25 protein-coding genes and 1 pseudogene are annotated in these 24,122 nt (G+C 67.5%); 14 read left to right on the top strand and 12 right to left on the bottom strand.

Features of this window, described 5'->3' with window-relative positions:
• Positions 1–185 precede the first annotated feature (185 nt).
• Entirely contained in the window at positions 186–1,658 is a 1,473-nt protein-coding gene (locus HWX00_RS26515) for a polyhydroxyalkanoate depolymerase (RefSeq protein ID WP_034190741.1), read from the top strand.
• 81 nt (positions 1,659–1,739) lie between these two features.
• Here HWX00_RS26515 and HWX00_RS26510 read toward each other — a convergent pair whose 3' ends face one another.
• On the bottom strand, positions 1,740–2,372 hold the full coding sequence (locus HWX00_RS26510; protein ID WP_049031880.1) for a TetR/AcrR family transcriptional regulator: 633 nt from the start codon (positions 2,370–2,372) through the stop codon (positions 1,740–1,742).
• 156 nt (positions 2,373–2,528) lie between these two features.
• On the opposite strand from HWX00_RS26510, the gene rsxB reads away from it, so the two are divergent.
• Together rsxB and nth are read left to right on the top strand one after the other, a co-directional pair.
• A complete protein-coding gene (gene rsxB / locus HWX00_RS26505) occupies positions 2,529–3,530 on the top strand; it encodes an electron transport complex subunit RsxB (RefSeq protein WP_175868154.1) in 1,002 nt (333 codons plus the stop codon).
• On the top strand, positions 3,527–4,171 hold the full coding sequence (nth, locus tag HWX00_RS26500; protein WP_034190738.1) for an endonuclease III: 645 nt from the start codon (positions 3,527–3,529) through the stop codon (positions 4,169–4,171). Before rsxB ends, nth begins: the two co-directional genes overlap by 4 nt.
• Positions 4,172–4,251: 80 nt before the next feature.
• On the opposite strand, the gene HWX00_RS26495 is transcribed toward nth, so the two are convergent.
• Positions 4,252–5,181 carry a DMT family transporter gene (locus tag HWX00_RS26495; RefSeq protein WP_175027527.1) on the bottom strand — a complete coding sequence of 310 codons (930 nt, stop codon included), beginning with the start codon at positions 5,179–5,181 and terminating at the stop codon, positions 4,252–4,254.
• A gap of 177 nt (positions 5,182–5,358) precedes the next feature.
• Between HWX00_RS26495 and HWX00_RS26490 the strand changes: the two genes are divergently transcribed.
• Positions 5,359–5,826, top strand: coding sequence for a DUF1841 family protein (locus tag HWX00_RS26490; protein WP_376698792.1), 468 nt, complete (start codon positions 5,359–5,361; stop codon positions 5,824–5,826).
• Positions 5,827–5,913: 87 nt separating this feature from the next.
• Here the strand turns inward: HWX00_RS26490 and HWX00_RS26485 are convergent, their stop codons facing one another.
• Both HWX00_RS26485 and HWX00_RS26480 read right to left on the bottom strand, forming a co-directional pair.
• The gene (locus HWX00_RS26485; RefSeq protein ID WP_034190735.1) at positions 5,914–6,273 is read right to left on the bottom strand and encodes a c-type cytochrome; all 360 of its coding nucleotides are present in this window, start codon (positions 6,271–6,273) and stop codon (positions 5,914–5,916) included.
• 40 nt (positions 6,274–6,313) lie between these two features.
• Positions 6,314–6,673: a c-type cytochrome gene (locus HWX00_RS26480; RefSeq protein WP_011885616.1), complete on the bottom strand. Its 360-nt coding sequence runs from the start codon at positions 6,671–6,673 to the stop codon at positions 6,314–6,316.
• Between the two features lie 244 nt (positions 6,674–6,917).
• On the opposite strand from HWX00_RS26480, the gene HWX00_RS26475 reads away from it, so the two are divergent.
• The 5 genes from HWX00_RS26475 to HWX00_RS26455 all read left to right on the top strand — a co-directional run bounded on the left by HWX00_RS26475 (position 6,918) and on the right by HWX00_RS26455 (position 12,051).
• Positions 6,918–7,760 (top strand): AAA family ATPase, encoded by an 843-nt coding sequence (locus HWX00_RS26475; RefSeq protein ID WP_021158556.1) that lies wholly within the window; start codon positions 6,918–6,920, stop codon positions 7,758–7,760.
• Positions 7,761–7,785: 25 nt separating this feature from the next.
• Entirely contained in the window at positions 7,786–8,961 is a 1,176-nt protein-coding gene (locus HWX00_RS26470) for a vWA domain-containing protein (RefSeq protein ID WP_034190734.1), read from the top strand.
• A gap of 58 nt (positions 8,962–9,019) precedes the next feature.
• The gene (locus HWX00_RS26465; protein ID WP_034190733.1) at positions 9,020–10,231 is read left to right on the top strand and encodes a benzoate/H(+) symporter BenE family transporter; all 1,212 of its coding nucleotides are present in this window, start codon (positions 9,020–9,022) and stop codon (positions 10,229–10,231) included.
• 169 nt (positions 10,232–10,400) lie between these two features.
• Positions 10,401–11,354 carry a transaldolase gene (gene tal / locus HWX00_RS26460; RefSeq protein WP_034190732.1) on the top strand — a complete coding sequence of 318 codons (954 nt, stop codon included), beginning with the start codon at positions 10,401–10,403 and terminating at the stop codon, positions 11,352–11,354.
• A 241-nt stretch (positions 11,355–11,595) separates the two neighbouring features.
• Entirely contained in the window at positions 11,596–12,051 is a 456-nt protein-coding gene (locus HWX00_RS26455) for a VOC family protein (protein ID WP_034190731.1), read from the top strand.
• A 90-nt stretch (positions 12,052–12,141) separates the two neighbouring features.
• On the opposite strand, the gene mctP is transcribed toward HWX00_RS26455, so the two are convergent.
• The 3 genes from mctP to HWX00_RS26440 all read right to left on the bottom strand — a co-directional run bounded on the left by mctP (position 12,142) and on the right by HWX00_RS26440 (position 15,048).
• Positions 12,142–13,692 (bottom strand): monocarboxylate uptake permease MctP, encoded by a 1,551-nt coding sequence (gene mctP / locus HWX00_RS26450; protein ID WP_059558151.1) that lies wholly within the window; start codon positions 13,690–13,692, stop codon positions 12,142–12,144.
• Positions 13,689–13,931, bottom strand: a complete 243-nt coding sequence (locus HWX00_RS26445; protein WP_034190729.1) for a DUF3311 domain-containing protein — start codon at positions 13,929–13,931, stop codon at positions 13,689–13,691. Before HWX00_RS26445 ends, mctP begins: the two co-directional genes overlap by 4 nt.
• Positions 13,932–14,130: 199 nt before the next feature.
• Positions 14,131–15,048, bottom strand: a complete 918-nt coding sequence (locus tag HWX00_RS26440; protein WP_175027528.1) for a class I SAM-dependent methyltransferase — start codon at positions 15,046–15,048, stop codon at positions 14,131–14,133.
• 136 nt (positions 15,049–15,184) lie between these two features.
• Here HWX00_RS26440 and HWX00_RS26435 point away from each other — a divergent pair, with 136 nt between their 5' ends.
• Positions 15,185–15,439 carry a hypothetical protein gene (locus tag HWX00_RS26435; RefSeq protein ID WP_082744701.1) on the top strand — a complete coding sequence of 85 codons (255 nt, stop codon included), beginning with the start codon at positions 15,185–15,187 and terminating at the stop codon, positions 15,437–15,439.
• 41 nt (positions 15,440–15,480) lie between these two features.
• Here HWX00_RS26435 and HWX00_RS26430 read toward each other — a convergent pair.
• Positions 15,481–15,807 (bottom strand): annotated as a pseudogene (locus tag HWX00_RS26430) (DNA-deoxyinosine glycosylase); the annotation flags it as partial.
• Positions 15,808–15,962: 155 nt separating this feature from the next.
• On the opposite strand from HWX00_RS26430, the gene HWX00_RS26425 reads away from it, so the two are divergent.
• Both HWX00_RS26425 and HWX00_RS26420 read left to right on the top strand, forming a co-directional pair.
• Positions 15,963–16,658, top strand: coding sequence for a P-loop NTPase family protein (locus HWX00_RS26425; protein ID WP_175027529.1), 696 nt, complete (start codon positions 15,963–15,965; stop codon positions 16,656–16,658).
• Positions 16,659–16,733: 75 nt separating this feature from the next.
• Positions 16,734–17,537, top strand: a complete 804-nt coding sequence (locus HWX00_RS26420) for a hypothetical protein (protein WP_175027530.1) — start codon at positions 16,734–16,736, stop codon at positions 17,535–17,537.
• Positions 17,538–17,572: 35 nt separating this feature from the next.
• On the opposite strand, the gene HWX00_RS26415 is transcribed toward HWX00_RS26420, so the two are convergent.
• The 4 genes from HWX00_RS26415 to HWX00_RS26400 all read right to left on the bottom strand — a co-directional run bounded on the left by HWX00_RS26415 (position 17,573) and on the right by HWX00_RS26400 (position 22,169).
• Positions 17,573–18,049 carry a DNA-deoxyinosine glycosylase gene (locus HWX00_RS26415; RefSeq protein WP_034190726.1) on the bottom strand — a complete coding sequence of 159 codons (477 nt, stop codon included), beginning with the start codon at positions 18,047–18,049 and terminating at the stop codon, positions 17,573–17,575.
• Positions 18,049–18,648 (bottom strand): chorismate--pyruvate lyase family protein, encoded by a 600-nt coding sequence (locus HWX00_RS26410; RefSeq protein ID WP_034190830.1) that lies wholly within the window; start codon positions 18,646–18,648, stop codon positions 18,049–18,051. The genes HWX00_RS26415 and HWX00_RS26410 overlap by 1 nt, the downstream gene beginning before the upstream one ends.
• Positions 18,649–18,656: 8 nt before the next feature.
• Complete coding sequence (htpG, locus tag HWX00_RS26405; protein ID WP_175027531.1) at positions 18,657–20,555, bottom strand: molecular chaperone HtpG; 1,899 nt, start codon at positions 20,553–20,555, stop codon at positions 18,657–18,659.
• 153 nt (positions 20,556–20,708) lie between these two features.
• Positions 20,709–22,169: an aminotransferase-like domain-containing protein gene (locus tag HWX00_RS26400; RefSeq protein WP_034190724.1), complete on the bottom strand. Its 1,461-nt coding sequence runs from the start codon at positions 22,167–22,169 to the stop codon at positions 20,709–20,711.
• 229 nt (positions 22,170–22,398) lie between these two features.
• Here HWX00_RS26400 and HWX00_RS26395 point away from each other — a divergent pair, with 229 nt between their 5' ends.
• Both HWX00_RS26395 and HWX00_RS26390 read left to right on the top strand, forming a co-directional pair.
• The gene (locus HWX00_RS26395) at positions 22,399–23,091 is read left to right on the top strand and encodes a VOC family protein (protein WP_175027532.1); all 693 of its coding nucleotides are present in this window, start codon (positions 22,399–22,401) and stop codon (positions 23,089–23,091) included.
• A 53-nt stretch (positions 23,092–23,144) separates the two neighbouring features.
• Complete coding sequence (locus HWX00_RS26390) at positions 23,145–24,053, top strand: DMT family transporter (RefSeq protein WP_034190722.1); 909 nt, start codon at positions 23,145–23,147, stop codon at positions 24,051–24,053.
• Positions 24,054–24,122: the final 69 nt, after the last annotated feature.

Raw genomic sequence — 24,122 nt, 5'->3', positions numbered from 1 at the left:
ATCGTCAAATCGCAAAATTTTGATGAAAAATCGGGGAAATGTTGCATTGCACCACCCATCGTTGTCCGATATGATCGACGCGATTGTCCGGCCGCACTGCAATATGGCCGGCCGCTGACCCACACGGCACGCCGCGACGCCCCACGCCGCCCTTGCGCTCCGTCCCCCACGCGGGAGTAGTCTGCATGCTTTACCAATTGCACGAATTCCAGCGCGCCATGCTGAGCCCGCTGACGGCCTGGGCCCAGGCCGCGTCCAAATCGTTCGCCAACCCGTCCAGCCCGTTCTCGCTGATGCCCGGCGCGCCGCGCATGGCCGCCGCGTACGAACTGATGTACCGGCTCGGCAAGGATTACGAGAAGCCCGAATTCAACATTCATCAGATCGTCAAGGACGGCCACAACATCCCGATCGTCGAGCAGACGATCGTCGAGAAGCCGTTCTGCCGGCTGCTGCGCTTCAAGCGCTATTCGGACGACGCCGACGCCGTCACGCAACTGAAGGACGAGCCGGTCGTGCTGGTCTGCGCGCCGCTGTCGGGCCACCACTCGACGCTGCTGCGCGACACGGTGCGCACGCTGCTGCAGGACCACAAGGTCTACATCACCGACTGGATCGACGCGCGGATGGTGCCGGTCGAGACGGGTCCGTTCCACCTGCACGACTACATCGCGTACATCCAGGATTTCATCCGTCACATCGGCGCGCGCAACCTGCATGTGATCTCGGTGTGCCAGCCGACGGTGCCGGTGCTCGCGGCGATCTCGCTGATGGCGAGCCGCGGCGAGGATACGCCGCTCACGATGACGATGATGGGCGGCCCGATCGACGCGCGCCGCAGCCCGACGTCGGTGAACTCGCTCGCCACGCAGCACTCGACCGCGTGGTTCGAGAACAACGTGATCCACACGGTGCCCGCGAACTATCCGGGCGAAGGCCGCCAGGTGTATCCGGGCTTCCTGCAGCATACGGGCTTCGTCGCGATGAACCCGGAACGACACGCGCAATCGCATTGGGATTTCTACCAGAGCCTGCTGCGCGGTGACGAGGACGACGCCGAGGCGCACCGCCGCTTCTACGACGAGTACAACGCGGTGCTCGACATGGCCGCCGAGTATTACCTCGAGACGATCCGCGTCGTGTTCCAGGAATTCCGGCTCGCGGAAGGCACGTGGGACGTCGAAGGCGAACGCGTGCGGCCGCAGGACATCAAGCACACCGCGCTGATGACGATCGAGGGCGAACTCGACGACATCTCGGGCAGCGGCCAGACGCACGTCGCGCACGAGCTGTGCACGGGCATCCCGCAAGACGATCGCCGCACCCTGACCGCCGAGAAATGCGGCCACTACGGGATCTTCTCCGGCCGCCGCTGGCGCACGATCATCTACCCGCAACTGCGCGACTTCATCCGCGAGCATGCGCCGGAGCCGAAACACGGCACGACGAAGGATCATCCGGACGCGCCGGCGGCCACGACGCTCGCGGCCGTGCCGGCCGCCAACGCACCGACCGAGGCGACACGCGCCACGGTCGCGAAGCGCACGCGCGCCAAGGCGCCGGCCAAGGCCGCCGCCCCCGCCAAGGCCGCACCGGCCGCGAAGCGGGCCGCCGAAACCCCGCGCGCAAAAACCGTCCGCACGCGCAAGGCAGCCTGACGCGCTGCGTTCCGACGCAAAAACGCCGCCGTTGCCTGCGCACGGCGGCGTTTTTACATGCGGCGCCCGCTCGCCGGCGCGTCAGCGCCGCAGCAGGTACGCGAGCAGCACCTCGGTGTTCATCCGGACCATCTCCGCGCGCTCGTCGGTATCGGTGAAGTCGCGACCGAGCGTCGCGGCGAGCGTGAAGCGGTTCGACACGATGTAGTAACCGAGCCCCGACAGCGTCACGTAGAAGCGCAGCGGATCGACGTCGCCGCGGAACAGCCCGGCCTTCTGGCCGCGCATCAGCACGTTGCCGAGCTTCGCGACGATCGGCGACATCATCTCGCGGATCCGCGTCGACTTGTGCAGGTAGCGCGCTTCGTGCAGGTTCTCGTTGTTGATGAGCCTGAGCAGCTCCGGATGGTCGCGGTAGTAGTCCCAAACGAAATGCGCGAGCCGCGTGACGGCTTCGACCGGCGCGACGCCGTCGAGATCGAGCACGCGCTCGGCCTCGGTCAGCGCGGAGAACGCGTGTTCGAGCACGGCCGTGAACAGCTGTTCCTTGCTGCCGAAGTAGTAATAGAGCATGCGCTCGTTGGTTTCGGCCCGGCGCGCAATCTGGTCGACGCGTGCGCCGAACAGCCCTCCACTCGCGAACTCTTCGGCGGCCGCCATCAAGATGCGGCGGCGCGTACCTTCAGGATCTCTTTTGATTTTTGGCTGATTCATGGTGGCGTTTTGCTATGTGAGCCGCTTGATCCGGACCGGCACCCCCACCGCCTCGGCGCCGGCCGCCCTGGAACGGGCGCGCCGCGTGCGGCCGCCCTCCTGCTGAGCCCCTGCAAAAAAGCGGTTCGATTATGCGCACAGACGGCGTCCAGCGCAATGCGGGAAATCGGCGATAATCGAGCTTTGGCAAACCTTTCCGGCCGCGCCCCGCACGGCCGAGAGCCATTCGGCGCTGCTGCGCCCGTTGTCACCGTGACCGATTCCAAAACCCTCGCGGATCGCATCGAAGATCTGCTGCCCCAGACGCAATGCACGAAGTGCGGCTATAACGGCTGCCGTCCGTACGCCGAGGCGATCGCCGCCGGCGACGCGAACTACAACCAGTGCCCGCCCGGCGGCGCCGAAGGCATCGCGCGCCTCGCGGGCCTGCTCGGCAAGCCGGTGATTCCGCTGAATCCCGTCAATGGCAGCGAACATCCGCGCGCGGTCGCCTTCATCGACGAAAGCCTGTGCATCGGTTGCACGCTGTGCATGCAGGCGTGCCCGGTCGACGCGATCGTCGGCGCGCCGAAGCAGATGCACACGATCATCGAAGCGCAGTGCACCGGTTGCGATCTGTGCGTGCCGCCGTGCCCGGTCGACTGCATCGCGATGCTGCCCGTGACGGGCGAGCGCACCGGCTGGGATGCGTGGTCGCAGGAGCAGGCCGACGCCGCGCGCGAACGCCACGACCTGCGGCTCGCACGCCAGCGCCGCGAACGCGAAGCCGCCGAGGCCCGCGCCGCCGCCCGCCGCGCGGCCAGTGTCGCGAAGCCGGCCGCGGGCCCCCACCCGGCGGCCCCGCCGGACGCCCCGGCCGCCGACGACGCCGAAGCGAAGAAACGCGCGATCATCGCCGCCGCGCTCGAACGCGCGCGCAAGAAGAAGGAAGAACTGTCCGGGCAAGGCGCCGGGCCGAAGAACACCGAAGGCGTGAGCGCAGCCGTCCAGGCCCAGATCGACGCGGCCGAGGCGCGCCGCAAACGGCTCGCCGAACAGCAGGCGCGGCGCGACGCCGACGCCGACGCCGCGGCGGCAAGCGGCAACGATCAACCGAACGACGCAGGCAATGACGACCCAGGCAGCCCATCCGCGCCGCCCGACCAGAACGCCCCATGAACGCCAGCAAACGACGCGCGATCTACGAAACGCTGCAGAGCCTCAATCCGCATCCCACCACCGAACTCGAATACTCGACGCCGTTCGAGTTGCTGATCGCCGTGATGCTGTCCGCGCAGGCGACCGACGTGTCGGTCAACAAGGCGATGCGGAAGATGTTCCCGGTCGCGAACACCCCGCGACAAATCGTCGCGCTTGGCGAGGAAGGCGTCACCGAGTACATCAAGACGATCGGCCTGTACCGGACCAAGGCGAAGAACGTGGTCGCGACGAGCCGGATCCTGCTCGAGCGCTACGACGGTGAGGTGCCGGCCGATCGCGAAGCGCTCGAAGGCTTGCCGGGCGTCGGCCGCAAGACCGCGAACGTCGTGCTGAACACCGCGTTCGGCCAGCCGACGATCGCGGTCGACACGCACATCTTCCGCGTCGCGAACCGCACGGGGCTCGCGCCGGGCAAGGACGTGCGGGCCGTCGAGACCGCACTCGAGAAGTTCACGCCGAAGGAATTCCTGCAGGACGCGCATCACTGGCTGATCCTGCACGGGCGCTATGTGTGCAAGGCCCGCAAGCCCGAATGCTGGCACTGCGCGATCGAGCCGTTGTGCGAATTCCGGCCGAAGACGCCGCCGCCCAACGAGTAAGCGTCAGGCCCGCCGGCGACACGCGATGCGGGCCGGCACCGCAGGCGCCGACGCGGCGCCCGCGTCGCGCCCCTCCCCGACTACGCGTTCGACGTCGCGGTCGCATCGTCGGCGGCCGCGCCGCCTGCGCGCACGAGCGCCAGCACCGCCGCCAGAATCGCGACGCCGCCCGCCCACTGCAGCGGCGACAACGCTTCCCCGAACAGCAGCGCCGCGAGCGCGACCGTCACGACCGGCTCGAGCGTCGACAGCATCGACGTCCGCGCGGCCCCGAGCCGTTCGAGCCCGGAGAAGAACGCGAGCATGGCCGCGACCGTCGACACCAGCGCGATCGCGAGCATCGCCGCCCAGCCGCCGCTCGTCGCGGGCCAGCGCGGTGGCGCGCTGAACGCGGCGGTCCGCACGACGGCGATCACCACGAGCGTGGCGGTCGCCGACAGGCAGATGATCGCCGTCGTCGCGAGCGGATCGACGCCGCGCGTCGCCTTCGTGCCGCCGACGATGTACAGCGAATAGATCACCGCGGCCGCCAGCGCGAGCGCGATCCCGAGCGGCTCGCCATGCCCGCCGCCGACCATCAGCGCGGAACCCGCGACGCACAGCACGAGCGCGACGGCCTTCGCGCGCGTCAGGCGCTCGCCCAGCCACCACGCGGCCAGCAGCGTGACGAACGCCGGATACAGGTACAGCAGCAGCGCGACGAGGCTCGCCTGCGCGTGCTGCAGCGCGCTGAAATAGCAGAACGACTGCCCGACGTAGCCGAGCGCGCCCATCGCGACGAGCGGCACGAGCGCGCGTCCGCGCGGCCAGGCGACGCGACGATGTCGCGCGATCGCGGCCAGCACCGCGCCGCCGATCGCGAAGCGCACGATCAGCAGCCCGAGCACGTCGACACCGGCCGCATACGCGTAGCGGCCGAAAATCGCCATCGCGCCGAACGCGGCCGCGGACAGCGCGACATAAAGCGCGCCCTGCAGGGCGGCGGACGACGGGCGGGCGGTGGCGGTCATGATGAAACGGGCGAGCGAGGCGCCGGGGCGGGAACCGTCGGAGTGTAGCGGCGCGGCGGCCGCCCGCCTAGCCCGCGCTTGCCCGCCGCGCCGCGCGGGGCAGCCGCGACCGGTGCTGGCGGCACCGCCGCGCCGCCAGCGCCGTCCGCCGACCCGGCGTACAATGCCCGACGCGGCATGAGGCCGCCCGAATCACGACGTTTCCCCACCATGTTCAATCCAAGTCGCGACGACGTGCGTCGCTTTTTCACCGAGACCTGGCGCAAGCAGCGCGCGGGCGAGATCCTGACGCCGCTGGAAGCGATGGCCGCCGACTGGATCGTCGAGCATCCCGAATACCACGACGAACTCGCCGACGCCGACGGCGCGGCCGCGCGCAACTACACGCCCGAGGAAGGCCGGACGAACCCGTTCCTGCACCTGTCGATGCACCTCGCGATCAGCGAGCAGTTGTCGATCGACCAGCCGCCCGGCATCCGCGCCGCGCACGACAAGCTGGCCGCGAAGCTCGACTCGACCCACGACGCGCAACACGCGATCATGGAATGCCTCGGCGAGACGATCTGGGAAGCGCAGCGCACGAACACGCCGCCCGATACCGACGCGTACCTGCAGCGCATCCTGCGCCGCGCGTCCCGCGACTGAGCGCCGGGACCGGCCCGATCGCGGACAAAAAAATACCCCGCCGAAGCGGGGCATGCTTGCTGCGCGGGCCGCCGAGGCCCGGCACGCTTACTTCTTGAACACGAGGTCGGTTTCCTTCAGCGACTCGATGTAGGCCGCGATGTCCTTCATGTCGCTGACCGACAGGTTCTGCACCTGGGCCTGCATGATCGCGTTGTTGCGGCCGAGCAGCGGGTTCGTCAGCCCCATCTGGTACTGGCGCATCGACCACACGAGGTAGTCGGCGTGCTGGCCGGCCAGGCGCGGATATTCGGCGTTGATCGGCTTGTTCAGCTGCGCGCCGTGGCAGGCCGCGCAGTTGTGCGACTCGACCAGTTCCTTGCCCTTCGAGATATCCGCTGCGTGCGCGGTACCGATCGCGAGGCCGGCCGCCAGTGCAACCGCCGCCGTCTTGAATGCGTTGTTCATGAATGCTCCTGTCCCGCCGGGAAGATCGGCGGCGCGCGCTTTACTTGTAGGGATTGTCCTTCGTGTCGGCCTTCTGGGCGGCGTAGTAGGCCGCCAGATCCGCGATGTCCTGGTCCGTCAGCGAACCGGCGATCGCATTCATCGACGGGAAGTGACGATCCTTCTTGCGGTAGGCCTTCAGCGCGTTCTCGAGGTATTGCTGGTTCTGGCCGCCCAGGACAGGCACCCGGTAGACCTCCGGATACGCCGCGCGGTAGTCCTGGATGCCGTGGCAACCGATACACATGGCGGCCTTGCTCGCCCCGTCCTTCGGGTTGCCGACCACACCGGCCGCCTGCGCGCTGCCCGCGAGCGCCACGAGCGCTGCGACAACGACGTGTTTGCCGACGAATTTGTTCATAGCTCTTGTAACCTAGCTTGAGGGGAAACTGGCGCCGAAGCGGCAACGGCCCGCGCCGTTTTGCTTGTCGGTCGCCACGCAGGCCAAAAAAAACGGCCAGATTGTACCGCGTCGGCAGGGAACGCGTCCATACGGCGCCCCCGTTCGCCCCGCCACAGCCCCGCAACGATACGCGGGCGCGGCCCAACCGGACAGCCCTTCTGACTTATACTGGGTTTTTTTCCCGATGAAGAAGAGCGCCGCCATGCGTTTCGAAGGGTCCTCGCACTACGTCGCCACCGACGATCTGAAGCTCGCGGTCAATGCCGCGCTGACGCTGCAACGCCCGCTGCTGATCAAGGGCGAGCCCGGCACCGGCAAGACCATGCTCGCCGAGGAAGTGGCCGCCGCGCTCGACATGCCGCTGCTGCAGTGGCACATCAAGTCGACCACCAAGGCGCAGCAGGGCCTGTACGAATACGACGCGGTGTCGCGGCTGCGCGATTCGCAGCTCGGCGACGAGCGCGTGAAGGACATCTCGAACTACATCGTGAAGGGCGTGCTGTGGCAGGCGTTCGACGCCGAGCATCCGAGCGTGCTGCTGATCGACGAGATCGACAAGGCCGACATCGAATTCCCGAACGACCTGCTGCGCGAGCTCGACCGGATGGAATTCCACGTGTACGAGACGCGCGAGACGGTGCGCGCGAAGCACCGCCCGCTCGTGATCATCACGTCGAACAACGAAAAGGAGCTGCCCGACGCGTTCCTGCGCCGCTGCTTCTTCCACTACATCCAGTTTCCCGACCCGTCGACGATGCAGAAGATCGTCGCGGTGCACTTTCCCGACATCCGCGAGGAGCTGCTGCGCGCGGCGCTCGAGAGTTTCTTCGAATTGCGCGGCGTGTCGGGCCTGAAGAAGAAGCCGTCGACGTCCGAGCTGCTCGACTGGCTCAAGCTGCTGCTCGCCGAGAACATCCCGGCCGACGCGCTGCGCGGCGCGGACGCGAAGCAGATCGTGCCGCCGCTCGCGGGCGCGCTGCTGAAGAACGAGCAGGATCTGAGCCTGCTCGAACGGCTCGTCTACATGAACCGGCACAACCGGTAATCCACTCACCCGCGAAGGCCCGGCCATGCTGCTCAATTTCTTCTACGCGCTGCGCGCAGCCAAGCTGCCCGTCTCGGTGAAGGAATACCTGACGCTGCTCGAATCGCTGAAGGCCGGGCTGATCTCGCCGTCGATCGACGCGTTCTACTTCCTCGCGCGGATGACGCTCGTCAAGGACGAGCAGTATTTCGACAAGTTCGACCAGGCGTTCGGCGCGTATTTCCACGGCGTGTCCGCGCTGCCGTCCGAGGCGTTCGACATTCCGCTCGACTGGCTCGAGAAGCGCCTCGAGCGCGAGCTGTCGCCGGAGGAAAAGGCGCAGATCGAGGCGATGGGCGGGCTCGACAAGCTGATGGAGCGGCTGAAGGCGCTGCTCGACGAGCAGAAGGAACGCCACGAAGGCGGCAACAAGTGGATCGGCACGGGCGGCACGTCGCCGTTCGGGCACGGCGGCTACAACCCCGAAGGCGTGCGTATCGGCGGCCCGTCGAACGGCAACCGCACCGCGGTGAAGGTGTGGGAGGCACGCGCCTATCGCGACTACGACGATTCGGTCGAGATCGGCACGCGCAACATCAAGGTCGCGCTGCGGCGGCTGCGCCGCTTCGCGCGCGAAGGCGCGGCGGAAGAGCTCGACCTGCCCGGCACGATCCGCAGCACGGCCGCGAACGCGGGCTGGCTCGACCTGCGGATGGTGCCCGAGCGCCACAACAACGTGAAGGTGCTGATGCTGCTCGACGTCGGCGGCTCGATGGACGACCACATCAAGCGCACCGAAGAGCTGTTCTCGGCCGCGAAGGCCGAATTCAAGCATCTCGAATTCTTCTACTTCCACAACTGCGTGTACGACCACCTGTGGAAGAACAACCGCCGCCGCCACTCGGAGCGCACCGCGACGTGGGACGTGCTGCACAAGTTCACGCCCGACTACAAGCTGATCTTCGTCGGCGACGCGACGATGAGCCCGTACGAAGTGCTGCAGCCCGGCGGCTCGGTCGAATACAACAACCCGGAGGCCGGCGCCGTATGGCTGCGCCGGCTGGCCGACCAGTTCCCCCATCATGCATGGCTGAACCCCGAGCCCGAGCGGCTATGGGAGTACCGGCAGTCGGTCGCGGTGATCCGCGACCTGCTCGGCCATCGCATGTATCCGCTCACGCTCGCGGGCCTCGAAACCGCGATGCGCGCACTCAGCAAGTAACGCCACCCCACTCGCACCAAACAAGCGCCGCGTCCGAGCGGCCTCCCCCGGAGATAGCATGAATCCCTCGCCCACCGCGAGCGCCAGCCGCGCCGGCGGCCGCCGCTTTTTCGCCGATACGTCCGTGTCGGCACTCGTCGCCGGCTTCGTCGCGATGATGACCGGCTACACGAGTTCGCTCGTGCTGATGTTCCAGGCCGGCCGCGCCGCCCACCTCACCGATGCGCAGATCTCGTCGTGGATCTGGGCGCTGTCGATCGGCATGGCGCTGACGACGATCGGCCTGTCGCTGCGGTTTCGCGCGCCCGTCGTCGTCGCGTGGTCGACGCCCGGCGCCGCGCTGCTGATCGCGTCGCTGCCCGGCGTGCCCTACGCCGAGGCGATCGGCGCGTTCGTCGTGTGCGCGCTGCTGCTGACGGCCGTCGGCATGAGCGGCCTGTTCGACACGCTGATGCGCCGGATTCCGGCCGGCATCGCCGCCGCGCTGCTCGCGGGCATCCTGTTCGAGATCGGCATCGAGATCTTTCGCGCCGCGCAGTTCCAGACCGCGCTCGTGCTCGCGATGTTCTTCACCTACCTGATCGTCAAGCGGCTCGCGCCGCGTTATGCGATCGTGACCACGCTGATCGTCGGCACGGCGGTGGCCGGCGGCCTCGGCCTGCTCGACTTCAGCCGCTTCCACATCGCGCTCGCGCAACCGGTGTTCACGATGCCCGCGCTCTCGATCGCGTCGATCGTCAGCATCGGCATTCCGCTGTTCGTCGTCGCGATGGCGTCGCAGAACGTGCCGGGCATCGCGGTGCTGCGCGCGGACGGCTACCCGACACCGTCGTCGCCGCTGATCGCGACGACCGGCCTCGCGTCGCTGCTGCTCGCGCCGTTCGGCTCGCACGGCGTGAACCTCGCGGCGATCACGGCCGCGATCTGTACGGGCCCCGAAGCGCACGAGGATCACGCGAAGCGCTACACGGCCGCCGTGTGGTGCGGCATGTTCTACCTGGTCGCCGGCATCTTCGGCGCGACGATCGCCGCGCTGTTCGCGGCGCTGCCGAAGGCGCTCGTGGTATCGGTCGCCGCGCTCGCGCTGTTCGGCTCGATCATGAGCGGGCTCGCGAACGCGATGCAGGACGTGAAGCAGCGCGAGGCCGCGCTCGTCACGTTCATGGTCACCGCGTCGGGCCTCACGCTGCTGTCGATCGGCTCGGCGTTCTGGGGGCTCGTCGCGGGGATCGTCACGCAGGTGATCCTGAACGCGCGGCGCCCCGCGTGACGCGGCTCACGGCCTGTCGCGGCGTGCCTCGGGCACGCCAAAACGTGCTCGACACGAATCGGGCCTAAAATGATGGATCCGGAAGCGGCGCCACGCGCCGCTTCGCTTCGCCGCCGCGCTCGCGCGGCCCGTGAGAACCCGGCGCCCCGCGCCCTTCTTCCGAATCGCCATGACTACCGCACTCGACCAGCTGAAGCAGTACACGACCGTCGTCGCCGACACGGGCGACTTCCAGCAGCTTGCGCAATACAAGCCGCAGGACGCGACCACGAACCCGTCGCTGATCCTGAAGGCCGTCCAGAAGGATGCGTACAAGCCGATCCTCGAGAAAACCGTCCGCGATCACCGCAACGAAAGCACCGATTTCATCATCGACCGCCTGCTGATCGCCTTCGGCACCGAGATCCTGAAGCTGATCCCGGGCCGTGTGTCGACCGAAGTCGACGCGCGCCTGTCGTTCGACACGCAACGCTCGATCGACAAGGGCCGCGAGCTCATCAAGCTGTACGAAGCAGCCGGCATCGGCCGCGACCGCATCCTGATCAAGCTCGCATCGACGTGGGAAGGCATCCGCGCGGCCGAGGTGCTGCAGAAGGAAGGGATCAAGTGCAACATGACCCTGCTTTTCTCGCTCGTGCAGGCCGCCGCGTGCGCGGAAGCCGGCGCGCAACTGATCTCGCCGTTCGTCGGCCGCATCTACGACTGGTACAAGAAACAGGCCGGCGCGGAATGGAACGAAGAGAAGGACGGCGGCGCGAACGATCCGGGCGTGCAGTCGGTGCGCCGCATCTACACGTACTACAAGACGTTCGGCTACAAGACCGAAGTGATGGGCGCGAGCTTCCGCACCACGAGCCAGATCACCGAACTCGCCGGCTGCGACCTGCTGACCATCAGTCCCGATTTGCTGCAGAAGCTGCAGGACAGCAACGAGACGGTCGCGCGCAAGCTGTCGCCGGAATCGCTGCAGGACAAGCCGTCCGAGCGCGTCGCGATCGACGAGGCGTCGTTCCGCTTCCAGCTGAACGACGAAGCGATGGCGACCGAGAAGCTCGCGGAGGGCATCCGCGTATTCGCCGCCGACGCGGTGAAGCTCGAGAAGCTGATCGACGCGCTGCGCTGACCCGCCACGCGCGTCAGCGGCTGTCAGCAACACGGGCAACAGCCGTCGGCAAGCACGCCGCACACGGCCGCGAACGGGATGTTCGCGGCCGTTTTTATTTTTCATTCCATCGTCAAGCGCGCGCACTACAATCCACGTCACGGGTGCGGCGGCCGCCTCCCGATGCGCCCTTCCCCAGTCAATCTTGCACGACGCCGAACCCGCGCCGACGCGCTGGCACGGCCCATTACAGGAGACAACGATGCAAGTCCAACCGTACCTGACGTTCTACGGTCGCGCCGACGAAGCCCTTCAGTTCTACGAAAAGGCGCTCGGTGCGAAGACGATGTTCAAGATGCACTTCAAGGATGGGCCGCCGAACCCCGACCACCCGATGTCGCCGGAGATGGCCGACAAGGTGATGCACGCGAGCTTCACGATCGGCGACTCGATGATCATGTGCTCGGACGGCGACTGCAGCCAGCCGGCCGGCGCCGCGCACGCCGGTTATTCGCTGTCGCTGAACCCGGCGACGGTCGACGAAGGGCAGAAGCTGTTCAATGCGCTCGCCGACGGTGGCGAAGTGACGATGCCGTTCGGCAAGACGTTCTGGGCGCTCGGCTTCGGGATGGCGAAGGATCGTTTCGGCGTGCACTGGATGGTCAACGTCGAGGACCTGTCGCAACGCGAGGCACTCGCGAAACACGCGCAGGGCTGATGCAAGAGGAACGCCCGCCACGTTGCGGTGGCGGGCGTTTTCGTTGCCGCGCGACGCATGCGCGGCACACCGCCGCGCATGCCGCCGCCGTCAGCCCTCGACGACGTCGAGATAGTCCTCCGGCCGCGTGCGGTCTTCCGCGTGCGCCATGCCCATCACGCGCACCAGCACGCTCACCGCCACCGCCACCACCAGGTTCACGATCAGCGACCAGACGGCCGCGTAGCCGGGAATCGCGAGGCCGAACAGGTGGATCGTGAAGATCGAGCCGGCCAGCTTCAGCGAAATCGCCATCCACGTGCCGCACACGATGCCTGCCGCCCAGCCGGCCAGCAAACCGCGATGGTCGAGCATGCGCGTGTACAGGCCGAGCACGATCGCAGGCAGCGTCTGGATGATCCAGATCCCGCCGAGCAGCTGCAGCTGGATCGCGTAGGTCAGCGGCAGCCCGAGGATGAACGCGACCGCGCCGACCTTCACGATCAGCGACACGAGCTTCGCGACGTGCGTCTCCTGCTCGTGCGTCATGTTGCGGTTCACGAACTCGCGGTGGATGTTGCGCGTGTACAGGTTCGCGGCCGCGATCGACATGATCGCCGCCGGCACCAGCGCACCGATGCCGATCGCCGCGAACGCGACACCGACGAACCACGACGGGAAGTACTCGAGGAACAGCGCGGGCACCGCGAAGTTCGGACCGAACGCCTTGAAGTACGGCGCGTACTGCGGCATGTCCTTCACGCCCGACGCGAGCGCCATGTAGCCGAGCAGCGCGAGCAGGCCGAGCACGAACGAGTACGCGGGCAGCATCGCCATGTTGCGGCGAATCGAGTTGCCCGACGACGACGACAGGATCGCCGTGACCGAGTGCGGGTACAGGAACAGCGCGAGCGCCGAGCCGATCGCGAGCGTCGCGTACGCGCTGTAGCCGTTCAGGCTCGCCGCATCGGGCGCCTTCAGCAGCAGCTTCGCCGGCGGCACGCTCGCGAAGATGTGCCCGAAGCCGCCGAGCTTCGCCGGGATCACGACGACGGCCGCCGCGATCGTGATGTAGATCAGGATGTCCTTCACGATCGCGATCATGGCCGGGGCACGCAGCCCCGACGTGTACGTGTACGCGGCGAGGATCGCGAACGCGATGATCAGCGGCAGGTCGCCGACGAAGCCGGTCGTGTCGAAGCCGAGCGCGCCGATCACCACTTCGATGCCGACGAGCTGCAGCGCGATGTACGGCATCGTCGCGACGATGCCCGTCACCGCGATCGCCAGCGCGAGCATCCGGCTGCCGTAGCGCGCGTTGACGAAGTCGGCGGACGTCACGTAGCCGTGCCGCTTCGCGATGCTCCACAGCTTCGGGAACACGACGAACGCGAACGGATAGATCAGGATCGTATAAGGCAGCGCGAAGAAGCCCATCGCGCCGGCGCCGAACACGAGCGCGGGCACCGCGACGAACGTGTAGGCCGTGTAGAGGTCGCCGCCGAGCAGGAACCACGTGACGATCGTGCCGAAGCGGCGTCCGCCGAGGCCCCATTCGTCGAGATGGGCGAGATCGCCGCGCCGCCAGTTCGCGGCCAGGAAACCGATGATCGTGACGCCGATGAACAGCAGGACGAAGACGAAGGTTGCGCCGAGATTCATCGCGCACCTCCCTGCGGGCCGCCCGCCTTCCACGCGTTCTTGGTCTTGAAGTACACGAACGCGGTGATCACCGCGCTGATGAAGACCCAAAGCAGCTGATACCAGTAGAAAAACGGAAAACCGAACATCTGCGGTTCGATCTTGCTGTACGACGGTACCCAGACCATCGCAATCAGCGGCAGTACCAGCAGCCAGAGCCAGCGCTTCGCGGCCCGGTTGGCGTCGGCATCGTGAGCCATGACGTCTCCTCTTCTTTCCCGGATATCGATCTTGTTGAGCGGGTACGGCGCCGGGAGGAGCGGCGAAACGGGTAGGCTGCGGCTCCCCTGGCTTCGCGCCAGTATAGGAGCCGCGAGCACGCGGTCAAGCAGGGGCGAACCCGAGGTGATCCGCCCCTTGTCGCATGGTTGCACCGGGCTGCCGCCGGTGCGTGAAGCGTCAGATCGCGAACGAGGCGTCGCGTGCGCCGGTCGTTTCTTTCAAAGCTTTCACCCACTTGCGCGCGGGCAGCTTCAGCGTGTCCTCGATCAGCTTCGCGCGGGCGTCGAGCTGCGCGAACGGCACGTCGAGCGCCGGGCCCGAGAACGCGATCGCGATCCGGTTGCCGTCGTGCACTTCGGGCAGCGCGATCACGCGATGATCGAACGCCGCGTTCAGGTGCTTCATGTTGCGCACGAAGCTCGGATGATCGCCGAACAGGTTGATCGTCGCGATGCCCGCCTCCGCGAGACAGCCGCGCACCGCGCGGTAGAACGCGACGCTGTCGAGCACGGGGCCGCGCGCGGTCGCGTCGTACAGGTCGATCTGGATCGCGCCCGTCGTGCCGCGGTTGGCCGGGTCGTTGACGAAGTCCCACGCGTCGGCTTCATGCACGACGAGGCGCGCGTCGTCGGGCGGCAGCGCGAACATCGTGCGCGCGGCGACGATCACGGCCGGATTCAGTTCGACGGCCTCGACCTTCGCGTCCGGCAGGAAACGGTGCGAGAACTTGGTCAGCGCGCCGGTGCCGAGCCCGAGCTGGACGATCCGCTCGGGCGTTTCGAGGAACAGCAGCCATGCCATCATCTGCTGCGCGTATTCGAGCTCGATGGCGAGCGGCTTCGAGATCCGCATCGCGCCCTGCACCCATTCGGTACCGAAGTGCAGGAAGCGCACGCCGCCTTCTTCGGAGAACGTAACGGGCGCGAAGCGCGGCTTGCGCGGCGCTTCGAGCACCGGCACGTCGTCGTGTTCGTCGATGTCCGGGCGACACTTCACGCGCGGCGGCTGGAGCTTTTCGGAGCCGTTGTACGAGGACGGCTTGCCTTGCTTGAATGCACGCGCCTCGGCGGACGCGCGCTTGATCAGTCGGGTCATGATTGAATCTCGCTGGGTGATGCTGGTTTTGGCGGACGAGAGGATAGCATTGGTGCGTGATGGCGGCCGCGACGCGCGGTGCACGATCCCGGATGCCGTCGACGCGAGGCTGCCTTCACCGATCGAAGGAGGACACATGACATCGAACGACAGGAAGATCTGGTTTCCGGCGAAACGCTACGGCTGGGGATGGGGTTTGCCGGTCGCGTGGCAGGGCTGGGTCGTGCTGCTGCTGTTCGCGGCCGGCATCATCGCGACTGCGTGGCGGGTGCCGCCGCAACGCTCGCCGCTTGCATACGCCGTTTGCATCGCGGTGTGGGTCGCGCTGCTGATTGCGGTGTGCTGGCTCAAAGGCGAGAAGCCCCGGTGGCGATGGGGCGAGGACGATTGACGATCGTGCCGAACCGGCATCGGCCGTCGACACCGGAATTCCAGCTCCCGCTCGAACGACGGCATTGCCTTCGCCGGGCTCGACGAAGGCAGCACGAGCGTCTCGTACCCGGCCTGGCCGATCACGTCGGCAAAGCGCCCCGCCATCTTGCCGTTGAAGCACACGCGCTTCAGCCGCGGCGCATGCTCGCGCAACGAATCGAAATCGTTCGGTCTTGCTTTCCGGATCGCCGAATCGAGACTGCCCTGGCGATGGCAGGCATCGAGCACGTCCCGAATGCCGATGCCATGCGAAGGCACGCACACGAGCCGCGCGTCGTACGACAGCGCATGCAGCATCGGCTCGCCGAGCAGCCGCCAGAACGGGTTGCCATTTTGTTCAGTTTGACATCGGCGTCGGTCAGACAGCATGCTGCTGTCGCACCTGCATGCTCTTTCGACGTGACCTGTACGCAGTAACGTCATCGAAGCCTGCCAACATCCGTTCCGGCCATACCTGCTCCATCACACGGGATTTCGCATTCATGAGTCACATCCACTTCATCGGCGGGGAAAAAGGCGGCGTCGGCAAATCGCTCGCCGCCCGTGTGCTGGCCCAGTATTTCATCGATCGGAGCGTGCCCTTCGTGGGCTTCGATACCGACCGATCGCACGGCGCGCTACTGCGGTTCTATGCCGATTTTGCCGCGCCTGCCGTGCTCGACCAGCACGACAGCCTCGATCCGGTCATGGAATCGGCGCTCGAAGATCCGCAGCGGCGCATACTGGTCGACCTCGCGGCCCAGACGCGGCAGTCGCTCGCAAGATGGCTCGACGATTCGGACGTGCTCGATTTTGCCGCAGAACACGGCCTCACGTTGACGTGGTGGCACGTGATGGACACCGGGCGCGATTCGGTCGATCTGCTGCGGCAATGGCTCGACGAATTCGGTGGACGAATCAAGCTGGCGCTGGTACTGAATGAAGTTCGCGGCGATCGCTTCGAGATTCTGGAGGCGTCCGGCGAACGCGAGCGGGCCGAGGCCCTCGGCGCCAGCGTGATTACGCTGCGCCGCCTGCCCGATACGACGATGCAGAAGATCGATCGTCAAAGCGCGAGCTTCTGGGCGGCGGTCAATCATCCCGACCGCGCCGCCACGGGGCTCGGCTTGCTGGAGCGGCAGCGCGTCAAGGTCTGGCTGCATCGTACTTACGAGGAGCTGGGCACGCTCGCCTTGTAGTGCGGGCCGCTGCGACGGCGCGGCGGGTGCGGCGAGTGGCCGGAATGGCTCATGCGGGGAAACTTGGAGGTTGCGATGGCCGATCACGACAGACTGCATCCACTCCGTCCGTTCCTGAAAAATTGGGTTTGGGAGCACGGCCGGATCGGGACGCGCTATCTCGACTGCGTCGATGGCGAAATCAAGTTCGATGCAGGCAAGAAATCGCATTTCGCTGCCGAGCAATATATCTACGTGCCGCTGGGCAAGAACACTGACGACGACGCATCCGCGGAGGGCCCCGCGATCTACGAGGAAGGACTTGCCCGCTTTTTGCGGGCCGCGCAACTGGGAACGCCAGGGGAAGCCGGTTCCGTAGCGGAGGTTCAGCGTGCGGTGCAGGACTGCGTGGAAATCGGCCTGTTCAGCGCGTATCAATGGGAGGCTCGACAGGCATTTGCCCGCTACGCGCAGGAACCCATGTTCGAGGACGAGATCCGCGCGGCGGTCGTCGACGACATCCGGCGAACGTACGTCGCCATGCGAGAGCAGCTGGCGCTGTACGACTTCAGTGTGCTCTACGGCTTGCCCACGCCGCTGCTGATCAGCGATACACCCTTCATCGACTGGCGCGTGATCGCCAGTCCGGCACTTCCGTTCGTCTCGCTTCCGCTGGGACCTTACTGCCTGCTGGTGGGCGCGCCGTCGGGCAGGAGTAGCCGAATCGGCCCGGTGGTCTGGAAGGCCGCTGCCGCGATGGGCCCGTTGAAGGACCACAACCGCCGGATCGAAGAGCACGCGCGTCTGTGGCTGGTGGCGACCACCGACGACCCACTCGTCGCCGCACAGGGTCGCATCACCGCGGCCAGGGGCGTCAGGCACCTGCCGCCGCCCGCCTGATAGCGCTGCTTCACCGACCCGGCCTCCACCGCGCCTCAGGTGCGAAGTGCACGCCAGAGCACCAGTTTCTGTTCGAACGACAACGTCGCGTTCGCTGGACTCGACGAAGGCAACACGAGCGTTTCATAACCCGCCGCGCCGATTACATCGGCAAACCGCCCCGCCGTCTTGCCGTTGAAGCAGACTTTCTTCAGCAACGGCGCGTGCTCGCGCAACGAAGCAAAGTCGTTCGGCTTCGCATTCCGGATCGCCGAATCGAGACTGCCTTGTCGATGGCAGGCATCGAGCACGTCCCAGACGCCGATGCCGTGCGCAAGCACGCGTTCGAGCCGTGCGTCATACGCGAGTTCGTGCAGCCCGGGTTCGCCGAGCACCGCGCCGAGCAGCCGCCAGAACTGGTTGCGTGGATGCGCGTAGTACTGCGCGGCATCGAGCGACGCCTCGCCCGGAAAGCTCCCGAGGATCATCGTGTGCGTATCCGGCGCGACGACCGGCGGAAAACCCCGCAGCATCACGCGTCCCCACGCGGCCCGACGGAGCGCGGCCCGTCGCCGTGCGCGGCGAGATGGCGCCACAGCGCCGGCAGCATGCACTCGGTGACCATCAGCGGCTTGCCGTGACGCTGAAACACCGAACGCCGCGCCGCGAACGCATGCGGCGCGCGCGCGCCGATGCCGAGCGCATGGCTCGCGAGCGCATACAGCGGATGACCGGCGATCACGCGCCGGCTGACGAGCGCCGAGCGCTCGACCTGCGGATCGCTGTACAGCAGCTCCGCGAGCGGCCGCGTGCGCAGCCGCCGCATCGCCTGCCACACGCCCTTGCTGGCCGCGAGCGGCGCGATGCTGTGCGCGGCGACGTACGGCACGCCGTCGACCGACAGGATCACCTCGCGCACCCACATCGGCGCGCGCGGCGCACAGGCAAGCGCGTCCGGCTCGTCGAACCACGGACCGTCGACGGCCTCGCGCGTCACGCGCACGCTCACGCGGCCGAGCCGCGCGAGATGGGCCGTCAACGATCCGCCGCGCGTCAGCCAGTCGCGCTGGTCGAGCGAGCAGCCCGGCCGCGGCGTCTCGCGCCAGCCGGCCTGACCGCCGTCGAATCGCATGCGCGGATTCACGCGGCGCGCGACAGCAGCAGCGCGTTGGTGCGCTTCACGAAGCTCGCCGGATCGTCGAGCATGCCGCCTTCGGCCAGCAGCGCCTGATCGAACAGCAGATGGCACCAGTCGCCGAAATCGGCGCCGTCGGCGTTCAGCTGCTTCACGAGCGCGTGCTCGGGATTGATCTCGAGGATCGGCTGCATCGCCGGCGCGTTCTGCCCTGCGGCCTTCAGCATCCGCTGCAGGTAGCCGCTCATGTCGTTGTCGTCCGCGACGAGGCACGACGGCGAATCGGTCAGGCGGAACGTGACGCGCACTTCCTTCACCTTGTCGCCGAGCGCTTCCTTCATCTTCTCGACGACCGGCTTGATCGCTTCGCCCGCCTGCTCCTGCGCCTTCTTCTCCTCGTCGTTCAGCTCGCCGAGATCGAGATCGCCGCGGGCCACGCTCGCGAGCGGCTTGCCGTCGAATTCATGCAGGAACGACAGCATCCATTCGTCGACGCGATCGGTCAGCAGCAGCACCTCGACGCCCTTCTTCCGGAACACTTCGAGGTGCGGGCTGTTCTTCGCGGCCTGCCACGTATCGGCGGTCACGTAGTAGATCTTGCTCTGCTCGGGCTTCATGCGCGACACGTAGTCGGCGAGCGACACGTCCTGAGCGTCGGTGTCGCCGTGCGTCGACGCGAAGCGCAGCAGCTTCGCGATGCGCTCGCGGTTCGCGTGATCCTCGCCGAGGCCTTCCTTCAGCACCTGGCCGAACGCGCCCCAGAACGTCTTGTACTTTTCCTTGCCGGTTTCGTCTTCCGCATTGGCGAGCTCCTCGAGCATCGACAGCGCGCGCTTGGTCACGCCTTCGCGGATCGCCTTCACGTCGCGGCTTTCCTGCAGGATCTCGCGCGACACGTTCAGCGGCAGGTCGGCCGAATCGACGACGCCCTTCACGAAACGCAGGTATTGCGGCAGCAGCTGCTCGGCGTCGTCCATGATGAACACGCGCTTCACGTACAGCTTCAGGCCGCCGCGATAGTCGCGGTTCCACAGGTCGAACGGCGCGTGCGACGGCACGAACAGCAGTTGCGTGTATTCGCTGCGGCCCTCGACGCGGTTGTGCGTCCAGGTGAGCGGATCCTGGTGATCGTGCGCGATGTGCTGGTAGAACTGCGTGTACTGCTCGTCGGTGACGTCGCTCTTCGAACGCGTCCACAACGCGCTCGCCTGGTTGACGGTCTCGTCCTCGTCCTTCAGGACCATCTCGCCCTTTTCCTGATCCCATTCTTCCTTGCGCATCAGGATCGGCAGCGCGATGTGGTCGGAGTACTTCTGGATGATCGACCGCAGGCGGTGCGACGACAGCAGCTCGTCCTCGCCCTCGCGCAGGTGCAGCGTGATCGTCGTGCCGCGCTGCGCGCGCTCGATCGCGTCGATCGTGAAGTCGCCCTCGCCCGCGCTTTCCCAGCGCACGGCTTGGTTCGCCGGCAGGCCGGCGCGGCGCGTCTCGACGGTGATCTTGTCCGCGACGATGAAGCCCGAGTAGAAACCGACGCCGAACTGGCCGATCAGCGCCGCGTCCTTCTGCTGGTCGCCCGACAGCTTCGTGAAGAATTCCTTGGTGCCCGAGCGCGCGATCGTGCCGAGGTTCGCGATCGCCTCGTCGCGGCTCATGCCGATGCCGTTGTCGTCGATCGTGATGGTGCGCGCGGCCTTGTCGTAGCCGATGCGGATGCGCAGGTTCGGATCGTTCTCGTACAGCGCGTTGTCCGCGAGCGCTTCGAAACGCAGCTTGTCGACCGCGTCGGACGCGTTCGACACCAGTTCGCGCAGGAAGATTTCCTTGTTGCTGTAGAGCGAATGGATCATCAGGTGGAGGAGTTGCTTGACCTCTGCCTGAAAGCTCATCGTTTCATGTGCCATGGATGCTGTTTCCTCTTACTTGAACAGGGATGGTGTGGCGCAGGCGCCCGGGGCGCGATGCCCGCGAGTCCGTGGAGGACGACCGCCCGGCGCCAGCGGTTTGCGCGCGTATCTGGGGACGGCGCGCGCGATTTCAAGACACGACGCGCCGCGTCACGACGCGCGCCGCACCGCCGAGTCGATATAGCCGGCCAGCAGCCCCGGCAGCGCCGGATCGCCGCAGTTCGCGACATTGAAGCGCATCCAGGTCGACGGCGACTGCTGCGGCGAGAACAGGCTGCCCGGCGTCAGCAGGAAGCCGGCCTCGTGCGCGACCGCCGCGAGCGCGTCCGAATCGACGCCCGTGTCGGCCCACAGGAACATCCCGGCCGCCGGCATCGTGAACAGCCCGAGCCCGGTGCGCTCGAGCATCCGCGCGGTCTTGTCGCGCACGCCGTCGAGCCGCGCGCGCAGCCGCTCGACGTGGCGCCGGTAATGCCCTTCGGTCAGGATCTTGTACAGCACGCGCTCGTTGAGCTCGGGCGTCGTCATCCCGACCAGCATTTTCTGGTCGGTGACCGCCTTCGCGATCTCCGGCGCGCACGCCACGTAACCGACCCGCAGGTTCGCCGCGAGCGTCTTCGAATAGCTGCCGAGGTAGATCACGCGCTTCAACTGGTCGAGGCTCGCGAGGCGCGTGGCCGGATAACTCGGCGGGCACAGGTCGCCGTACACGTCGTCCTCGACGACGAGGAAATCGTACGCCTCCGCGAGCTTCAGGATCCGGAACGCCTGCGCGGCCGACAACGACGTGCCGGTCGGGTTCTGCAGCACCGAGTTGATCACGAGCATCTTCGGCCGCCACATCTGCACCAGCGTTTCGAGCGCGTCGAGATCGGGGCCGTCGGGCGTGTACGGCATCCCGACGAGCTGCGCGCCCTGCGCCGCGAAGCGCCCGAACATCTGGAACCACGCGGGATCGCCGACGATCACCGCGTCGCCGGGCCGCATGTAGATCCGCGAAATCAGGTCGATCGCCTGCGTGATCCCCGAGACGAGCACGATCTGCTCGGGTTTCGCGCCGATCTCGACTTCGGCGAGGCGCGTCTGCAGTTGCTGGCGCAGCGGCAGGAAGCCCTGCGCGGTGCCGAAACCGAGCATCTGCGCGCCCGACTGGCGCCCCAGCGCGCGCAGCGCGCCGGTGATCAGCTCGCCGTCGAGCCAGCGGCCCGGCAGGTAGCCGAGGCCCGGCCCCTTCTCCGGGCTGACGGTGTGCAGCATGTTGCGCAGCAGCCAGACGACGTCGATCGTGTTGTGCACGGGCGCGGCCTCGGCCACGCGCGCGACGCCGTCGGCCGGCTGCGGGCCGGCGCCCGTGCGCTCGCGCACGTAGAAGCCCGAGCCGCGCCGCGAGTCGAGGTAGCCCTGTGCGACGAGGCGCTCGTACGCCTCGACGACGGTGAAACGCGACACGCTCTTGTCGAGCGCGAGCTTGCGGATCGACGGCATCCGCATGCCGGGACGGAACACGCGTTCGTCGATGCGCCGCCGCGCCCACTGGACCAGCTGGTCGACGAGCGTGAGCGTGGCCGTGTCGTGCGGCGCGGGAATCTGGGCGAGTGGGACGATGGACATGGGCGGCAGCTCCAACTGTACCGAAGGCTATCGCGCCGATTGTACCGTTACTGTGCCGGTAACGCCGATTACAGTTGACCGGAATGGCGCGTGTGCGGCCGTTGCTCCGGCCCCGCCGCACTGGCGCCGCGCCGCCCGGCCCGCGTCGCGGCCGGTGCGCCGGCCAGGCCGGCTACCGCCCGGCGCCTCGCCCGCCTACCATGACACTTTCGCTTCCCGACCGACGTTCATGCCAGCCCGCTCCCTGACACTCGACCATCTCGTGATCGCCGCGCGCACGCTCGACGAAGGCGTTCGCCATGTCGCCGACGCGCTCGGCATCGATCCGGCCGGCGGCGGCCGCCACCCGCTGATGCGGACCCACAATGCGCTGTTCGGCGCGTGGGGCGGGCTCTACCTCGAAGTGATCGCGATCGACCTCGACGCGCCTGCCGCGGACGACGGCGCGAAGCCGCCGCGCGCACGGCTGTTCGGCCTCGACGATCCGGCGATGCACGCACGGCTCGCGCAGGGCCCGTTCCTCGCGCACTGGGTCGCGCGCGTCGACCGCCCGCGCCAGCTTGCCCTGTGGCAGAGCCAGTACCCGGCCCGCATCGCGCCCGTGGTCGCGATGAGCCGCGGCGACCTGCGCTGGGGCCTCACGGTGCCCGACGACGGCAGCTTCCCCGCCTGGCAGGGCTCGGGCGACGGGCTCGCGCCGTCGCTGATCCAGTGGGACAGCCCGCGCCACCCGGCCGAGTCGCTGCCGGGCAACGGCGTCGCGCTGAAGGCGCTCAAGGGCACCCACCCGCGTGCCGACGTCATCCGCGAGCAGCTCGACTGGCTCGGTGCCGCCCACCTGCTCGATCTCGACGCGGGTGAAGGTCCGCCCGCGCTCGTGGCCGAATTCGATACGCCGCAAGGCGCACGTACGCTGCGCTGAACGCGCCGCCGCGTTCCCGACGACAACGACCTGCAATACGGAGACACCGCCACATGAATTCGCGCGAAACCCGGGGCATGCTGCTCGGCCTGATCGGCGTGATGATCTTCAGCCTGACGCTGCCGATGACGCGAATCGTCGTGTCCGAACTCAACCCGCTGCTCAACGGGCTCGGCCGCGCGCTCGCCGCCGCCGTGCCGGCCGGCCTGCTGCTGTGGTGGCGCCGCGAGGCGCTGCCGACCCGCGCGCAACTGAAAAGTCTCGCGATCACGTCGGCCGGCGTGATCATCGCGTATCCGGTGTTCTCCGCGTGGGCGATGAAATCGGTGCCGGCGTCGCACGGCGCGGTCGTCAACGGGCTGCAGCCGCTGTTCGTCGCGCTGTACGCGGCGTGGCTGTCGCACGAGCGGCCGTCGAAGGCGTTCTGGGCCAGCGCGGTCGCGGGCAGCGCGCTCGTGATCGCGTTCGCGCTGCGCGACGGCGGCGGCACCCTGCAGGCCGGCGACGCGCTGATGCTCGTCGCGGTCGGCATCGGCGCGCTCGGCTACGCGGAAGGCGCGCGCCTCGCGCGCCAGATCGGCGGCTGGCAGGTGATCTGCTGGGCGCTCGTCGTGTCGGCGCCGTTCCTCGTGCTGCCGGTCGGCTGGCTCGCGTGGATGCAGCATGCCGCGCATCCGGGCCCGCTCGCGCCGCGCACGTGGCTCGCGTTCGGTTACGTGACCCTTTTTTCGCAATTCATCGGCTTTTTCGCCTGGTATGCGGGGCTCGCGATGGGGGGCACCGCACGTGTCGGCCAGGTGCAGCTGCTGCAGATTTTCTTCACGATCGCCTTTTCCGCCCTGCTGTTCGGCGAGACCGTCACGCCGTCGACGTGGCTGTTCGCGGCGGCCGTGATCGCCACCGTGGTGCTCGGGCGCCGCTCGGCAGTGGCCACGGCCCCGCGTCCCGCTCGCGCCGGTTGATGAGGTGCGCCATAATGTTTGTTTTGCCTGATCGGTTTTGCCCACCCGGCCGCGAAGGCTCGATCGCGC

It is taken from the genome of Burkholderia seminalis DSM 23518 (assembly GCF_902832885.1).
Classification (GTDB): domain Bacteria; phylum Pseudomonadota; class Gammaproteobacteria; order Burkholderiales; family Burkholderiaceae; genus Burkholderia; species Burkholderia seminalis.
This window is presented reverse-complemented; position numbering and strand designations above follow the sequence as displayed.

What these genes read in the sequence shown, in the direction of transcription:
- HWX00_RS26400 (WP_034190724.1), bottom strand. Translation starts at nt 22,169, where the DNA reads ATGTCCATCGTCCCACTCGCCCAGATTCCCGCGCCGCACGACACGGCC.
- nth (WP_034190738.1), top strand. Translation starts at nt 3,527, where the DNA reads ATGAACGCCAGCAAACGACGCGCGATCTACGAAACGCTGCAGAGCCTC.
- HWX00_RS26510 (WP_049031880.1), bottom strand. Translation starts at nt 2,372, where the DNA reads ATGAATCAGCCAAAAATCAAAAGAGATCCTGAAGGTACGCGCCGCCGC.
- mctP (WP_059558151.1), bottom strand. Translation starts at nt 13,692, where the DNA reads ATGAATCTCGGCGCAACCTTCGTCTTCGTCCTGCTGTTCATCGGCGTC.
- HWX00_RS26480 (WP_011885616.1), bottom strand. Translation starts at nt 6,673, where the DNA reads ATGAACAAATTCGTCGGCAAACACGTCGTTGTCGCAGCGCTCGTGGCG.
- HWX00_RS26515 (WP_034190741.1), top strand. Translation starts at nt 186, where the DNA reads ATGCTTTACCAATTGCACGAATTCCAGCGCGCCATGCTGAGCCCGCTG.
- HWX00_RS26415 (WP_034190726.1), bottom strand. Translation starts at nt 18,049, where the DNA reads ATGCTGCGGGGTTTTCCGCCGGTCGTCGCGCCGGATACGCACACGATG.
- HWX00_RS26485 (WP_034190735.1), bottom strand. Translation starts at nt 6,273, where the DNA reads ATGAACAACGCATTCAAGACGGCGGCGGTTGCACTGGCGGCCGGCCTC.
- HWX00_RS26490 (WP_376698792.1), top strand. Translation starts at nt 5,359, where the DNA reads ATGAGGCCGCCCGAATCACGACGTTTCCCCACCATGTTCAATCCAAGT.
- HWX00_RS26475 (WP_021158556.1), top strand. Translation starts at nt 6,918, where the DNA reads ATGCGTTTCGAAGGGTCCTCGCACTACGTCGCCACCGACGATCTGAAG.
- HWX00_RS26435 (WP_082744701.1), top strand. Translation starts at nt 15,185, where the DNA reads ATGACATCGAACGACAGGAAGATCTGGTTTCCGGCGAAACGCTACGGC.
- htpG (WP_175027531.1), bottom strand. Translation starts at nt 20,555, where the DNA reads ATGGCACATGAAACGATGAGCTTTCAGGCAGAGGTCAAGCAACTCCTC.
- HWX00_RS26465 (WP_034190733.1), top strand. Translation starts at nt 9,020, where the DNA reads ATGAATCCCTCGCCCACCGCGAGCGCCAGCCGCGCCGGCGGCCGCCGC.
- tal (WP_034190732.1), top strand. Translation starts at nt 10,401, where the DNA reads ATGACTACCGCACTCGACCAGCTGAAGCAGTACACGACCGTCGTCGCC.
- HWX00_RS26470 (WP_034190734.1), top strand. Translation starts at nt 7,786, where the DNA reads ATGCTGCTCAATTTCTTCTACGCGCTGCGCGCAGCCAAGCTGCCCGTC.
- HWX00_RS26425 (WP_175027529.1), top strand. Translation starts at nt 15,963, where the DNA reads ATGAGTCACATCCACTTCATCGGCGGGGAAAAAGGCGGCGTCGGCAAA.
- HWX00_RS26445 (WP_034190729.1), bottom strand. Translation starts at nt 13,931, where the DNA reads ATGGCTCACGATGCCGACGCCAACCGGGCCGCGAAGCGCTGGCTCTGG.
- rsxB (WP_175868154.1), top strand. Translation starts at nt 2,529, where the DNA reads ATGCGGGAAATCGGCGATAATCGAGCTTTGGCAAACCTTTCCGGCCGC.
- HWX00_RS26410 (WP_034190830.1), bottom strand. Translation starts at nt 18,648, where the DNA reads ATGCGATTCGACGGCGGTCAGGCCGGCTGGCGCGAGACGCCGCGGCCG.
- HWX00_RS26390 (WP_034190722.1), top strand. Translation starts at nt 23,145, where the DNA reads ATGAATTCGCGCGAAACCCGGGGCATGCTGCTCGGCCTGATCGGCGTG.
- HWX00_RS26455 (WP_034190731.1), top strand. Translation starts at nt 11,596, where the DNA reads ATGCAAGTCCAACCGTACCTGACGTTCTACGGTCGCGCCGACGAAGCC.
- HWX00_RS26495 (WP_175027527.1), bottom strand. Translation starts at nt 5,181, where the DNA reads ATGACCGCCACCGCCCGCCCGTCGTCCGCCGCCCTGCAGGGCGCGCTT.
- HWX00_RS26420 (WP_175027530.1), top strand. Translation starts at nt 16,734, where the DNA reads ATGGCCGATCACGACAGACTGCATCCACTCCGTCCGTTCCTGAAAAAT.
- HWX00_RS26395 (WP_175027532.1), top strand. Translation starts at nt 22,399, where the DNA reads ATGCCAGCCCGCTCCCTGACACTCGACCATCTCGTGATCGCCGCGCGC.
- HWX00_RS26440 (WP_175027528.1), bottom strand. Translation starts at nt 15,048, where the DNA reads ATGACCCGACTGATCAAGCGCGCGTCCGCCGAGGCGCGTGCATTCAAG.